This window comes from Campylobacter sp. BCW_6873 (genome assembly GCF_001762365.1).
Lineage (GTDB): Bacteria > Campylobacterota > Campylobacteria > Campylobacterales > Campylobacteraceae > Campylobacter_D > Campylobacter_D jejuni.
Window position 1 is genome coordinate 21,494 of the sequence record NZ_MJWS01000107.1, and the last position, 14,410, is coordinate 35,903.

The 14,410-nt window shown below is 31.0% G+C and carries 16 protein-coding genes; 3 read left to right on the forward strand and 13 right to left on the reverse strand.

Features of this window, described 5'->3' with window-relative positions; genetic code table 11:
- Position 1 precedes the first annotated feature (1 nt).
- The 3 genes from AJ932_RS09335 to map are packed head-to-tail and all read left to right on the forward strand — an operon-like array spanning position 2 to position 1,976.
- Positions 2-463 (forward strand): C40 family peptidase, encoded by a 462-nt coding sequence (locus AJ932_RS09335; RefSeq protein ID WP_002862288.1) that lies wholly within the window; start codon positions 2-4, stop codon positions 461-463.
- Between the two features lies 1 nt (position 464).
- Positions 465-1,208: a glutamate racemase gene (murI, locus tag AJ932_RS09340; protein ID WP_002862287.1), complete on the forward strand. Its 744-nt coding sequence runs from the start codon at positions 465-467 to the stop codon at positions 1,206-1,208.
- Between the two features lie 9 nt (positions 1,209-1,217).
- Positions 1,218-1,976: a type I methionyl aminopeptidase gene (gene map / locus AJ932_RS09345; protein ID WP_002856112.1), complete on the forward strand. Its 759-nt coding sequence runs from the start codon at positions 1,218-1,220 to the stop codon at positions 1,974-1,976.
- 370 nt (positions 1,977-2,346) lie between these two features.
- Here map and AJ932_RS09350 read toward each other — a convergent pair whose 3' ends face one another.
- The 13 genes from AJ932_RS09350 to dnaG form a co-directional block, all read right to left on the reverse strand.
- Positions 2,347-2,847 carry a flagellar FLiS export co-chaperone gene (locus AJ932_RS09350; protein ID WP_002862286.1) on the reverse strand — a complete coding sequence of 167 codons (501 nt, stop codon included), beginning with the start codon at positions 2,845-2,847 and terminating at the stop codon, positions 2,347-2,349.
- 55 nt (positions 2,848-2,902) lie between these two features.
- Positions 2,903-3,502, reverse strand: a complete 600-nt coding sequence (locus AJ932_RS09355; RefSeq protein ID WP_002862285.1) for an ABC-type transport auxiliary lipoprotein family protein — start codon at positions 3,500-3,502, stop codon at positions 2,903-2,905.
- A complete protein-coding gene (locus tag AJ932_RS09360; RefSeq protein WP_002862284.1) occupies positions 3,502-4,392 on the reverse strand; it encodes an MlaD family protein in 891 nt (296 codons plus the stop codon). Before AJ932_RS09360 ends, AJ932_RS09355 begins: the two co-directional genes overlap by 1 nt.
- A gap of 2 nt (positions 4,393-4,394) precedes the next feature.
- Complete coding sequence (locus tag AJ932_RS09365) at positions 4,395-5,117, reverse strand: ABC transporter ATP-binding protein (protein ID WP_002862283.1); 723 nt, start codon at positions 5,115-5,117, stop codon at positions 4,395-4,397.
- The gene (locus AJ932_RS09370; RefSeq protein ID WP_070277991.1) at positions 5,118-6,227 is read right to left on the reverse strand and encodes an ABC transporter permease; all 1,110 of its coding nucleotides are present in this window, start codon (positions 6,225-6,227) and stop codon (positions 5,118-5,120) included.
- Between the two features lies 1 nt (position 6,228).
- Positions 6,229-8,127 carry a transketolase gene (gene tkt, locus AJ932_RS09375; RefSeq protein WP_070277989.1) on the reverse strand — a complete coding sequence of 633 codons (1,899 nt, stop codon included), beginning with the start codon at positions 8,125-8,127 and terminating at the stop codon, positions 6,229-6,231.
- A 9-nt stretch (positions 8,128-8,136) separates the two neighbouring features.
- The gene (locus tag AJ932_RS09380; protein WP_070277987.1) at positions 8,137-8,982 is read right to left on the reverse strand and encodes a polyprenyl synthetase family protein; all 846 of its coding nucleotides are present in this window, start codon (positions 8,980-8,982) and stop codon (positions 8,137-8,139) included.
- The gene (locus AJ932_RS09385; RefSeq protein ID WP_002870243.1) at positions 8,979-10,073 is read right to left on the reverse strand and encodes a PDZ domain-containing protein; all 1,095 of its coding nucleotides are present in this window, start codon (positions 10,071-10,073) and stop codon (positions 8,979-8,981) included. Before AJ932_RS09385 ends, AJ932_RS09380 begins: the two co-directional genes overlap by 4 nt.
- Positions 10,070-10,381 carry a YbaB/EbfC family nucleoid-associated protein gene (locus AJ932_RS09390; protein ID WP_052949887.1) on the reverse strand — a complete coding sequence of 104 codons (312 nt, stop codon included), beginning with the start codon at positions 10,379-10,381 and terminating at the stop codon, positions 10,070-10,072. The genes AJ932_RS09385 and AJ932_RS09390 overlap by 4 nt, the downstream gene beginning before the upstream one ends.
- Positions 10,382-10,384: 3 nt before the next feature.
- A complete protein-coding gene (locus AJ932_RS09395) occupies positions 10,385-11,668 on the reverse strand; it encodes a UDP-N-acetylmuramoyl-L-alanyl-D-glutamate--2,6-diaminopimelate ligase (RefSeq protein WP_070277984.1) in 1,284 nt (427 codons plus the stop codon).
- Entirely contained in the window at positions 11,652-12,203 is a 552-nt protein-coding gene (locus AJ932_RS09400) for a histidine kinase (protein ID WP_070277981.1), read from the reverse strand. Before AJ932_RS09400 ends, AJ932_RS09395 begins: the two co-directional genes overlap by 17 nt.
- Entirely contained in the window at positions 12,190-12,462 is a 273-nt protein-coding gene (locus AJ932_RS09405) for a NifU family protein (protein WP_002866611.1), read from the reverse strand. The genes AJ932_RS09400 and AJ932_RS09405 overlap by 14 nt, the downstream gene beginning before the upstream one ends.
- Positions 12,463-12,543: 81 nt before the next feature.
- A complete protein-coding gene (dnaG, locus tag AJ932_RS09410; protein ID WP_070277979.1) occupies positions 12,544-14,361 on the reverse strand; it encodes a DNA primase in 1,818 nt (605 codons plus the stop codon).
- Between the last annotated feature and the right edge of the window lie 49 nt (positions 14,362-14,410).

The following is a 14,410-nucleotide window of genomic DNA, read 5'->3' on the forward strand; positions in this document are numbered from 1 at the left end:
GATGAGGCATATTTTTTTCATCATCACGATTGTATTCTTTATAAGTGGATGTAGTTTTTATCAGAATTTAAACTATACTCGTCCGATTTATAATACAAATAAAGAAACAAAACTTAAAACTATAGCAAATGAATGGAAAAAAACTCCTTATGTTTTAGGTGGAACTACTAAAAAAGGTGCTGATTGTTCAGGATTTACACAGAGTGCATTAGCTCAGCTTAATATACGCATACCTCGCACTACAAAAACTCAATTAGGTTCTGGGAGAAAAGTTTCTAAATCAAAATTGCAAACAGGAGATTTGGTATTTTTTAAGACAGGTAGAGGGCCAAATGGTATGCATGTTGGTATTTATACGAGCAAGGGAAAATTTATACATTTATCTACTAAAGGTGGAGTAAAAGAAGTCGAGTTAAATAGTTCTTATTGGAAGGCTCGTTATATAGGAGCAAGAAGGTATTAAAGTGAAAATAGGTGTATTTGATAGCGGAGTAGGGGGGCTTAGTGTTTTAAAATCTCTTTATGAAGCTAGACTGTTTGATGAAATTATCTATTATGGAGATACCGCAAGAGTTCCTTATGGGGTGAAAGATAAAGATACTATTATAAAGTTCTGTCTTGAAGCATTGGAATTTTTTGAACAATTCCAAATTGATATGCTTATCATTGCATGTAATACTGCTAGTGCTTATGCTTTAGATGCTTTAAAAGCAAAAGCACATTTTCCAGTATATGGTGTAATTGATGCAGGGGTTGAAGCAACGATAAAAGCTTTACATGATAAAAATAAAGAAATTTTAGTCATTGCAACAAAAGCAACCATTAAATCAGAAGAATACCAAAAGCGTTTATTATTTCAAGGATATACAAATATAAATGCTTTAGCTACAGGGCTTTTTGTGCCTATGGTTGAAGAAGGTATTTTTGAAGGAGATTTTTTGCAAAGTGCTATGGAGTATTATTTTAAAAATATCACAACTCCAGATGCTTTGATACTCGCTTGTACTCATTTCCCTTTACTAGGTCGTTCTTTAAGTAAGTATTTTGGCGATAAAACAAAATTAATTCATTCAGGAGATGCTATAGTTGAATTTCTTAAAGAAAGAGAAAATATAGATTTGAAAAATCATAAAGCAAGATTGCATTTTTATGCTTCAAGCGATGTTGAATCTTTAAAAAATACTGCTAAAATTTGGCTAAATTTATAAGGAAATAAAATGATAGAATTGAAAAAACCAGATGAAATAGAAAAGTTAAGAATAGCAAATCAAATTGTAGCAAAAACTTTAAATTTTTTAGAGAATGAAATTAAAATAGGAATGAGCTTAAAACAAATCGATAAAATGGCAGAAGATTATATTTTAAGCCTTGGCGCCAAGCCATCATTTAAGGGACTTTATGGTTTTCCAGGTGCCATTTGCACATCTTTAAATCAAGTTTGTATCCATGGAATTCCAGATGATAAAATTATCAAAGAGGGTGATATTTTAGGTCTTGATGTGGGAAGTTTGATTGATGGGTATTATGGGGATGCAGCAAGAACTATTGCTATAGGAGAAGTTTCACCCACTGATAAAGCTTTAATCTCTTGTGCTAAAGACGCGTTATATCATGCTATAGATATTATTCATGATGGAATGCGTTTTAAGGAACTTTCAGCTGCTTTAGGCGAATTTATCCATGCAAGAGGTTTTGTCCCGCTTCGTGGATATTGTGGACATGGTATAGGACGAAAGCCCCATGGAGAGCCTGAAATTTTAAATTATTTAGAAAAAGGTGCGAGTGCAAAAAGTGGCCCTAAAATTAAAAATGGAATGGTGTTTTGCATAGAGCCTATGATATGCCAAAAAGATGGAACACCAAAGCATTATAATGGAAAATGGGATGCTGGAAGTATTGATGGGCTTAATGCGGCTCATTATGAACATTGTGTTGCTGTGATTAATGGGCGTGCTGAAATTCTTTCTATGATATGATATTAAATTATAAAAATAATATTTTTTTCTTAAAATTCTAAAAATTTAAAATTTTTTAAATAATATTGTAGTAATATTCTTTAATAATTTAAGTTACTAAATGATATTTTTATAGCAGATTAAGTGTTTTTAGAATAAAATGTCACATCGTATTAAACTAAAACATAAATATGGTTTAGATAATTTAATAAAAATTGTTAAATTATCTAAATATTTATTTTAGTTTAAAGAGATCTTTTAAGATCTCGTTTGGGTTAGGCTATTTCCCTCCCCCTTTTTATTCGTAGCCTAACTCTCTTTTAGAGTTTGGAAAATCTCTTTAAGCTAAAATATATTATATTTGCTTAAAGAGAACAAATGATTACTATTCTTATTTAAATAAATTTTTAAAATCCATTGTAGAGTTATAAATTCCAGCATTATCCACAGTTTCGCCCATGGTGATTGCGGTTGCTAACTCTGATAGAATGATTTTTATTTCATCTCTTTTATCTTGTATATAGGCTAATACACCTTCGTAATTACTTGTTTGAAGAATTAAAAGTGGATTAGCAATTTCAAATTCAAAAAGTTTTTTACCAACATAAACATTGAAAATATTTCCAAAAAGGGCTGTTCCCATGAAAGAGCAGTTTTGTATAAGTTGTGATGCTGTGGCATCAAGAGTTCTTTTTTGCATATCATCTGAATTTTCATCTATTCTTTCTAGAATGCTTTTTTCTATTTTTTTTAAAGACATATCAAGTACTTGAAGTGCTCCTATAAAATCATTTGCATCATTGATTTGAGAGCAAATTTGATTTGCTTTAAATTCATTCACGCTTTGAATTTCGCCTAAGTGTTTTTTAAATATATCTAAATCACTTTTCATTGTTTACCTTTCAAAAATATTGCTAAATATTTAAAAAGCAAAAAGTGTTCCTAAATTAGGATAAATTAGAATTTACCCAAAAAACAATCTCATTTCCAATTTTATTTAAGGCTTTTTGAAAAGCATTATAAGTAGAGCGGATATCTTTTTTTTCTATTTTTTCTTTAGTATTGAAAATTTTATGAGCTATTATTTGATTGTTTTCAAGATTTATGAAATTTACGCTTATAGAAATTTGAGCGTAGTTTTCATTGTTGTTAAGAATTTGTTCAAAAGAGTTAATCCTGCTTTCAAGGGCATAATCCGCATTTAAAGAGCTTGTTGAAGAAAGTAAGGTTGTAAAAATATTGCTTTGTTCAAATTTTGATAAAATTAAAAAAGAATAAAGATTGCTTGGTAAGTCTCCCCAGAAATAATGTGCGTATTTGTTGCTAAAACCATTATCTATATAAACAATAGCTCGCGAGTTTAAATACCAAGGTGCATTTGCATTGCGAATTTTAAGAATTTTACCGGTTTTTTTAAAAAAAATATTTGAGTCTATTCCTTCATCTTTTAATATGATATTTTCATTTTTGTTGATGGTTTCGTGTCTTAAAGAGCATCCGCATAATATAAAAATAAAAGTCAAAATATAGAATAATTGCTTTAGCATTATTTTTCTCCTGGTCCTAGTTTAGGTTTAGTTTCTTTAAAAATCAAATCAGCAGGGCTGTTTTGTAAATTTTCTATTAGAATATTGCTTTCAATTAAAATTCGTTTAAAAAGCTCTAAATTTTGCATCAAAGATGCTTTAATATCATCATAAGTGTTTAATTTTTCATCAGCTTTTTTTATGAAATTTTTTAAAATCATCGTGCTTTCTTTTATGTCTTTAAGACTGGAGTTGAAATTTTGCGCACTAAGGCTTATATTATCAGCCATTTTTCCTATTTTTAAACTTGTGTTTGAAAGATTAAGGCTTAAATTTTTAGAATTAGCATTTAAATTTGCACTTAATTCTGCTAGATTTTGCAAAAAGATTTCTAGATTTTTAAGATTTTTTTCGCTTAAAAGTTCTTTTGATTTATCATCGGCCGTTTTAACCAAAGAAAAAATATGTTCACTTTGTCTGTCTATGGTTGCTAAAAAACTTTCTTTAAAAGGAATGACTGGAAGTTTTCCCTGTATAGATACTAAATCTTTGCTATTTTTGCTTCCGCCTTGAAGTTGGACAAATTTAAGTCCTGTGATACCTTGAAGTTGCAAAGTAGCAAAGGTGTCTTCTTTTATAGGGGTATTGTTTTTGACCTTAATGCGTATGTTAACGCCGAGTTCATCTTGATTGTAAATGCTGATTTCTTCTACGCTACCTACTTCCACGCCCAAAAGCCTTACGGGTGCTTTTATGCCAAGTCCTGCAACGGATTCTTGCGTGTGAATTTCATAATACTTAAAACTTTCTTCTTTAGAGTATCCACCAAGCCAAAGTATGAAACCAAGACTTGCAAAAAACACTCCAAAAACAAAAAGTCCTACAAAAAAATAATTTGCTCTATTTTCCACTTTTACTCCATAAATCTTTTAAAAAGTCGTTCATTTTGCAGGCGTAATTCTTCATAAGTACCGCAAAATCCAACTTTTTTATTTTCTAAAATGATAAAGCGATCGAGTAAATTTTTCATACTTTCTTTATCATGTGTAACCAAAATGATATTTAAATCAAAACTTTTTTTTAATTCTAAAACCAAATCGTCAAATTCGCGACTACTATGAGGGTCAAGTCCTGAGGTAGGTTCATCTAAAAAAAGTAACTTACTATCAAGTGCTAAAGCTCTAGCAATTGCCACTCTTTTTTGCATACCACCACTAAGTTCGCTTGGAAATTGTTTTAAAACACTTTCGTTTAAACCTACCATTTTTAGCTTCATTAAAACCAGTTCTTGTATGCTATTTTCATCTAAATGAGTGTATTCTTTTAAAGGAATGGCTATATTTTCATAAACATTAAAAAAGCTAAAAAGTGCAGCAAACTGAAAAACCACACCCCATTTTTTACGCAAAGCAAGTGCATCTTCTTCGTTGATATTTTTAAGTTTATAACCTAAAATTTCATATTCTCCACCATCAAAATGTTCAAGCATAAGCATTTGTTTTAAAAGGACGGATTTTCCACTTCCACTACCTCCTAAAATACCAAAAATTTCGTTTTTTTTGATTTCAAAACTTACGCCATCATGGACGATTTTTTCTCCAAATTTTGTAATGATATTTTGTGCTTTAATAACCATTTAAATTCCTGCAGAAGTTAGAATAACAGAGAATAAAGCATCAAAAGCTATCACCCAAAAAATAGCATTTACAACGCTTTTTGTGGTATAAATTCCTATGCTTTGTGTAGTGTTTTTTACCTCAAAACCACGAAAACAAGCAATAAGCCCTATTAAAAATCCAAAAATAGGTGCTTTTACAAGTCCTATAAAGATATGTTTTATATCTACAGCTTCTCTAAAGCGTCTTAAAAATTCGGCAAAAGAAATATCAAGATTTAATTTTGCAACCATCATTCCACCTATAATACTGATTGCATCGCTAATGGCAACGATTAAAGGCATAGCCACTACCAAAGCCATAACACGTGGAATAATAATAAATTCAAAAGAACGAAAACCCATAGTATTCATAGCTGCAATTTCATCAGTAATTTTCATCACTCCAATTTGTGCGGTATAAGAGCTTGCACTTCTTCCTGCGATCACTATGGCGGCGATTAAAGGTGCAAGTTCTCTAGTGGCTGAAATTCCCATCAAATCTACTATGAAAATATTGGCTCCAAATTGTGCGAGTTGATAAGCGGCCTGATAGGCTAAAACCACTCCTACTAAAAGAGCAGTTAAAATAACTATAGGCAAGGCTTTAAAAGCAGAATTTTCTATATGATATAAAAAAGCAATAAAGCGAAAATTTTTAGGATTTTTAAGGCATAAAAAAAGACTTGTGGAAAAAGCTCCTGTGAAATTGATGAATTTTCTTAAAATTTTTAAAAGTTCTAAACTTAATTTTCCAAGATCGATAAAGTATTCACTGAAATTTTTATGTGATTTTTTTGTTTTGCTTAGTCTTTGGTAGTTTTTTTCACAAAGTTCAAAAAGGGTTTGAAAGCGTGAATTTAAGCCTTCTTTGGTGATTTTAATATTTTTATCTTTAAGGTCATTTTCCAAAGCAAGGAAAAATCTCACTCCAGCGGTATCGATTGCTTTTAGATCTTTAAAATCAAAAATCACTTCCTTGCTTTGAATCAAAGCTAAAAAATCTTTTATTTTTAACTTATAAATACTTGTTTTATCCCAAATTCCAAAGATAAAAAGAGTGTTATTTTGAAATTTGAAATTTGTATTCATTTTATTTGCTAAGGATAAAATTTACAAGCTTTGAAACGCTAAAGCCAAAGTGTTCAAAAACATCCTTGTCTTTGCCACTTTCTCCAAAACTTTCTATACCATACACTTTATGGCAAAATTTATAAAGTTCATTAGAATGCGCTGCTTCAACACCTATAACTTCACCTTTTAACAATCTTTCTTGATAAGCTTTATCTTGTTTTTCAAAAAGTTCAAAACAAGGCATGGAAACAACATTACAAGCAAAACCTTGTTTTTCTAGTTCGTTTGCACTTTCTAAACAAAGCCAAACTTCACTTCCGCTCGCTAAAAGTGTAAATTTAGCATCTTTGCTTTCTTTAAGTAAATATGCTCCGTTTTTTACATCTCCAAAAACGGGTTCATTTAGAGCTTTGAGTTTTTGGCGTGAAAGCACAAAAGCACTTGGAATACCTTCATTTAAGGCTATTTGCCAAGCTTTGACATTTTCCACTCCATCAGCAGGTCTAAAGGTTAAAAAATTTGGCATAGCTCTAAAAGTGCTAAGTTGTTCTATAGGTTGGTGTGTTGGTCCATCTTCGCCCACACCTATGCTATCGTGTGTGAAAATGAAAAAATGTTTGATTTTCATTAGGGCTGCTATTCTTGCGGCAGGTTTTAAGTACTCGCTAAAGATGAAAAAAGTTGCCGAAAATGGTAAGAAAATTCCATATCTTGCAAAAGCATTGTTAATCGCTGCCATAGCGTGTTCTCTGATGCCAAAATGGATATTTTTACCTTCTATAAAGTCTCCCATACCGTGAAGTTCTGTTTTATTTGAAGGGCCTAAATCCGCACTTCCACCTAAAAATCCTTCTAAATTTTTAGCTAAAACATTTAAAATTTCACCATTGCTATCTCTTGTAGCAAGATCTTTTCCTTTAAAATCAGGATAAGCTATCTTGCTAAAATCAGGGTTTAATAGCCTTTCTAAAAGTTCTTTTTTACCACTTTTTTCAAGTTTATCTTTCCATTTTGCTTCTTCTAAATCCCCAAGTTCTACAGCACTTTCAAAGCGGATTTTGCTTGCTTGTGGGATATGAAAACTGATATTTGGAACAAAACCTGCTTGTTCTTTGGCTTTTTTAATCACTTCTTCGCCCAAAGGTGCACCATGGCTTTTATGACTGCCTTCAAGCTCTCCTGCACCCTTTGCTATAGTTGTTTTTGCGATGATAAGACAAGGTTTTGTGGATTTTTTAGCTTGTTCTAAGGCTTTATTGATTTCTTCGTAATTGTGTCCATTTATACTTAAAACTTCAAATCCTTGTGCTTCAAAACGCATTTTTACATTTTCATTAAAGGCTAAACCTACATCGCCTTCTATGGAGATATTGTTGCTATCGTAAATAAGTATGAAATTATCAAGTTTGTGAAGTCCTGCTAAAGAACAAGCTTCATAAGAAATGCCTTCTTGTAAATCCCCATCTCCGCAAAGACAATAAATTTTATGATCGATTAAATCACTACCTAGCAAATTTTGTGCTTTTTTTGCTGCCATAGCAAAGCCTACGGCATTGGCAACGCCTTGCCCTAAAGGGCCTGTAGCGATTTCTACTCCAAGAGTTGAAATTTCAGGGTGTCCAGGGGTTTTAGCATGAAGTTGGCGGAAATTTTTAAGATCTTCCAAGCTTAAATCATAGCCACTTAAATGTAAAAAACTATAAAGCAAAGCACTTGCATGTCCACCTGAAAATATAAGTCTATCACGGTTTAGCCAAGTGGGATTTTTAGGATTGTGCTTTAAATGATAACTTAAAACACTTAAAATATCTGCTAAGCCCAAAGGTGCACCTGGGTGTCCTGAGTTTGCTTTTTGCACCATATCGGCACTTAAAAATCTTAGAGTATTTGCCTGTTCTTGTAAAATTTGAATGTCCATTTTTTGCCTTTATAAGTATTGAATTATTAAATTTTGTATCATTTGTGCGAGTTTTTCATTAAGTTTTTCTAAGTCTTGTTCGCATTCACTAAGAAGATTTTCTTTTGTTTTTATGGCTTGTTCAAGTCCAAGCAAATTGACAAAAGAATTTTTATGAATATCGTTGTTAGTAGGCTTTCCGCTTTGTTCTTGACTTGTAGTTACATCGATAATATCATCATTGATTTGAAAAATCAGTCCTAGTTTTAAACCAAGTTTGTAAATTTGATTGCTTTCTTCGTTGTTAAGTTCGCAAATTTCACAACCCATTTTTAAAGCTGCAGCGATTAATCTTGCGGTTTTGTGTGTATGTAAAAACTCAAGTTCATTTAAACTCAGTCTTTTGTCTTCAAAAAAACAATCAATAGCTTGTCCTATAACCATTCCATTAAGTCCTGCATTAAAGGCAAGGGTTTTTATGAGTTTGATTTTGATTTCATCTTTTAAATGAGCATGACTTAGAGCTAAAAAAGCTTCAGTATTTAAAGCATCGCCCACTAAGATGGCTGTAGTTTCATCGTAGCTTTTGTGTAAGGTTGGAATTCCTCGTCTAAAGTCCGCATTATCCATAGCGGGTAAATCATCGTGTATGAGTGAATAAGTATGGATAAATTCCAAAGCTAAAGCCACATCTAAAGCTTGATTTAAAAGTTCAGGTTTATTGCTTTGTACTACGCTTAAAAGCAATTGTGCACGAAAATGCTTTCCTCCTGCTTTTAGCATAAGGGCTAAAGCTTCATTAAAAAAAGGATGAAAGCTTTCAACCTTAGGTAGATTTTTTTCTAAGTGATGGATAAAAAGTTCTTTTAAATTCACTTAGTAAGCCTTATGAAAAATTGAAATTTACCATCGCCACCTGAGTTGGCATTTCCGCCTAGTTCATTGTTGAAATTTGATAAAGGTAATTTAGTACTTTTGCGTTCAATTAAGATGCTAAAGTCATTACCAGCGCTTAAAATATTTTGTAATTCTTTAAAATTATTTAAAATAATATTATTAACGCGTAAAATTTTATCTCCTACCATAAATCCTGCATTTGATGCTTTTGATTTTGGATCTATTTTGGTTACAACAAGACTAGTATTAACCGTTAAACCAAGATTGCTTGTGAAATTTGTAATTTTTGGTTTTGGTTTAGAATCAGGAAGGTTAAATTTGCTCAAATCTTTTGCAAAAACTTCAGTAGAAATATTTAAATCCATATTATCACGCAACACTTGAAAATAAAGAGTGCTTCCGCGATCTGCAAAAAGAATTTTTTCATTGAGTTTTCTTAAATCATTGGCGGGCAAGCCATCAACACTTATAACTTGATCGTTGATTAAAAATTGTGGATTTTTTCTTACATTGTTAACATAAATTTTATTTTCTCGAACAACAAAATCAACGCCAATATCCCCCCAATAAACATCGTTATATTTCATAAAATGTTTTAAATAGCGATTGCCTATAAAAGAGCTATTATTTAAAGCAATCCCCATCATTTCACAGCATGGAGTCCCTAAAAGTCCTATTTTAGAATTAAAATCAAGTTGATCTTTTTCATCAATATTTTGAGCTAAATACTTAATATGTCCTATATAAGGTTTATTAGGATCCCAAATTCCAACCCAATCATTACGAGTAAGTTTTTCTTCATCACCCATAGGAGTAGGGATTAGGCTAAAGTCAGTTCTTACAAGATATAAATTTAAAAATGGATCGTATTTTACATATTTATTAAGCTTAGCATTAGGTTGTTTTAATACAGCAAGTAAATTTTCACTGAGTGCAAAAGCTGGCATTCCTTCATAGTTGAGCATGCTTGCCTTATTTCTTTCATAACCTGCTAAAAAATCTTCAAATTTAGGTCTTTCTATACCAAAAGACAAAGTAAAAAGCATGCAAATAATTAAAATTTTTTTCATAATTTCATACCTCCAAAACCGCCTAAAACATCATTCGCCATATTGGAACGATTTTGCGCAACCATAGCCAAAACATCATTAATTGCAGAAATAAGTAAAATTTGCAAGGACTCTTTATCTTCAAGTAAAGAATCATCAATGCTAACATCGATAATCTCGCCTTTTCCATTGGCGCTTACTTTAACAAGTCCTGCTCCACTTTTGGCGCTAAATTCACGATTTGCAAGTTCTAATTCTATATTTTTTGCTTTTTCTTGAACTTGATTTAAAAGTTCTCCCATTTTAGAAAAATCCATATTTTCAAACATTGATTATCCTTGATTTTTTAAAATTTCATTAACAACTACTTTATCGCTAAAAGGATATTTTATCCCTTTAATTTCTTGAGTAGTTTCATCACCTTTGCCTAAAATAACGACTAAATCGTCATTTTCTTTTAGTTCTAAAGCTTTTTTTATGGCTTCTTTTCTATCTTCTATCACTAAAACTTTTTCTTTTTTAGCGAAGCCTGATAAAATTTCTTCCATGATGGTTTTTGGTTCTTCGCTGCGTGGATTATCACTTGTAATGATAGCAATTTTTGCAAAATGTTCGACGATTTTTCCCATTAAAGGGCGTTTGGTTTTATCTCTATCTCCACCTGCTCCAAAAACAACGATGAGCTTTTTATTTTTAAGAGTGTCAAGCACTTTTTCAATGCCATCAGGCGTATGAGCAAAATCCACAATCACGCCTTTTGCTACTTGTTCTACCCTGCCACAAACCCCGCCAAATCCACTGATAGCATTTTCCAAGTCTTTTAAATCAGGCTTTACGAGTTCATTCACACAAGCACTAGCAACTAGAAGATTGTAAAGATTAAAAAGTCCTAGCAAGGGCGAGTCTATGTGAAAAGTTTGATTTTTATTTGTTACAATAGCGCTAATACCTTCTTCTAAAGAATAAGCTTTGATTTGATATAAAGCAGGATTTTCTATGCCATAAGTAAAAGCGTTACGCACATTAAATTTAATAGCCAAAGCATCTTTGTTGATAAATTTTAAACTCTCATCTGTAAAAAAAAGTTCTTTTGCTTCTTTGTAATTTTCAAAAGTACCGTGAAAATCTAAATGATCTTGAGTGATATTGGTAAAAATTTTAGCAGCAAAATTTAAGCCTTCGATACGGTTTTGAACGAGTGCGTGTGAGCTTACTTCCATGATGAAAAAATCACATTTTTTTTGAGTGGCTATTTGTAGGTACTCTAAGGTTTTAAGAATAGGGGAGGTGGTTAAGGATTTTTCATCAACTTGTTCATCGTTGATAAAAGCTCCTCTTGTCCCGCAAAGCCCGCATTTATAACCTAAATCCAATAAGATAGAATAAATCGCTGCTGCGGTTGTGGTTTTGCCATTGGTTCCTGTGATTCCTATGATTTGAATCTTTTCATCGATTTTTAAAAGTTTTTTACACTCATTTACATCAATAATTTTTGCACCTTTTTCTAAGGCTTGAGCGTGAAATTTAGTATTTTGTGTGGTTTGTAAAAAAAAGCATTCTTTTTCGCACTCTAAGGTATTATCTGTAATGAATGAATTTTCAAGTTTTAATTTCACTTTTAAATCCTATGAGTTTTTCTTGGAGTTTGATAAATCTATCATTTGCCCAAAAATGAGGCATAACATTTTCTATATAATTTAAAGTCATATCTTTATAGCCATTATCAAGTAATTTTTCCAAAAAATCTAAAAAATCATCACGATTATCAATAACTAATTTAGTGCTATTAATGATATTTTCAAAACTTTTTTGAAAGCCAAGTTCTTCTTCGCTTTTTAAAAAATCTTGATAATTTAACGCATGCCCATCTTCAAATTCGTTTTCTTGTTCGTTTTCTTGTTTTTTAAATTCAATTGTACTTAAAATTTCTTCTAAGTCTTTATCAATGCTAGAGATTTTGTAATGTTCTATATAAAAATCAAAAAGTAAAGAAGCTTCTTTAGGAGATTTTAAAGCAAGATCGCAAAGGCAGATAAAATTTAGCAAGCGTTTATTTTTGCGTTTTTCATAGGCCATAGAAAAATACATTTTTGCAGTTTTAAAATCTTTTTTGTAAAAATGTTCAATTCCAAGTTTTTTATAATTTTGCAAATTCGTCTGCTCCGCCGTTTAAATTGATTATAGTGATTTCTGGATGAATATCAATCTTAAGTTGCCTTTCAAGACCGTATTTTAGTGTCGTTCCACTTGATGCACAACCTTTGCAAGCTCCTATTAAATGGACATAAACAACCCCATTTTTAATCCCTAAAAATTCAAGCCCTCCGCCATCACGTTCAAGCATAGGCAAGCTCTTTTCTAAACTTGCTTTAACAGGATTTATAAGCTCTTCATCACTAAAAGGCATCATAATTTATCCTTAAAAATTTTTATATACTTTAGCGTGATTGTGTTTAAAAAAAGGTAAATTAAGGCTTGAAATTTAAATAAATTAAAAAGGTTCGTCATTATCTTGTGCGCTAAATCCTAAATCATAAGCTGTAAAGTTTTTGTTACTAAAAATTCCATTTAAGTTTCTAAATGATTGTTGCAGAATTTCTTCGTTTTTTTCATATTTTAAGAAGCTTAAATATTCTTTTAAAAAATTATTTAATTCTTCGGTATTTAAATTTTTAATTAGAAGATTTAAATTTTTATCAATAAGCGTAAAAAGTTGTTTTTTTAATGCGAGTGTAGAATTTTTAATTTTTACATTGTTTAAAAAAGCTAAATTAACCTTGCAAATACCTAACAAGAATTCGCTATAGTTTAAATTTTTTCGAATATTTTTACTTTCAAATTCTCTAATATCACTATCTTCATAACCTTTTTTTTCTAAAATTTTATCCAATAAAATTTTATGCTTAAAACAAACACTATCACTAATTTGCTTAAAATCGTTACATATATCTGGATGCTGTTTTAAAAAAGCTATAAGTTCTAATTCTGCAATGTGAATTTTTTCTTTAGGAAAATTGTATTTATTTTGAGAAATTAAAGGGGTTTGTATGGTTTTTTTTGAATTTTGTGATAAGACGATAAATTTTTCATCCACTTTTAATAAATTTGAAACTAGACCAGTGTAAGAATTTGCCACTAAAGGTTCAAGATTAAAGGTGAATTTTTGTATAGTTTCTAAAGCTTTTTGTTTGTCAAGAGCAGAAATTATGGAATGAGTGGATATTAAGCGTCTGATATAAAATTCACCAAGCTCTATTCCTTCATCGAGTATATTATGAAGTTTTGTGCTTTCATTTTTTGCTACGAGCTCAGCGGGATCTTTTCCGCCTTGTAAAATTGCCACTTTACCGTCTATTTTGTTTGTGCTTAATAAAAATGCAGATCGTGTCGCAGCTTTTAATCCTGCTTCATCATTGTCAAAACATAAAATCACTTTTGCATCATAACGGCGGATTAAGGGTAGATGATGTTCGGTTAATGCTGTTCCAAGAACTGCTACAGCGTTGTTAAACCCTGCTTTGTGAAAAGCTATTGCATCCATGTAGCCTTCACATACTATTATTTCTTTTTTTTTGGCTATATTTTCTTTAGCGATGTTAAAAGCATAAAAAATTCTACTTTTATCAAAAAGTATATTTTGGGGTGAATTTACATACTTTGCCGGTACATTGGGATTTAAAGTACGCCCTCCAAACCCTACTAATAAGTCTTTATGATCGTAGATTGGAAAGGTGATACGCCATATAAAACTTGCGTAAAATTCATTATTTTCATCTTTTTTTAAAGCTCCAACACTCATAGCATCTTCTAAAGGAATTTTTTGATTTTGCAATAATCTTATACTATCTTCACTTGCTCCTGCAAAACCTAATTCGAATTTGGCTATATCTTTGTCATTTAAAGCTCTTTGGTAAAGATAGGTTAAAACTTCTTTGTGGTGTTTGAGATTATCTTTAAAATATGCATTTAAGCTTGGTAGTATAGACTTTAGCTCTTTTTTATTTTCTTGTTTTTCTTTTGTATAACTCAAAGTAAAATTACTAAGGCTTGCAACTTTTTCAACTGCATCGGCAAAACTTAATTTTTCATAATCCATTACAAATTTAAAAGCATCTCCACCAGCCTTGCAAGCAAAACAATGATAAAAACCTTTGGTAGGATTGATATGCATAGACGGGTTTTTATCTGCATGGAAAGGACAGATACACACAAAACTAGAGCCTTGTTTTTTTACTTCAATATAATTTTCTATAATATCAACAATATTAAGTCTTTGGGATAAATTTTCTATACTTTCTTTAGTTATCATTTTACAAACCTTGTTAAAATTATACAAAGATTTGGCTATAATTTGGCAT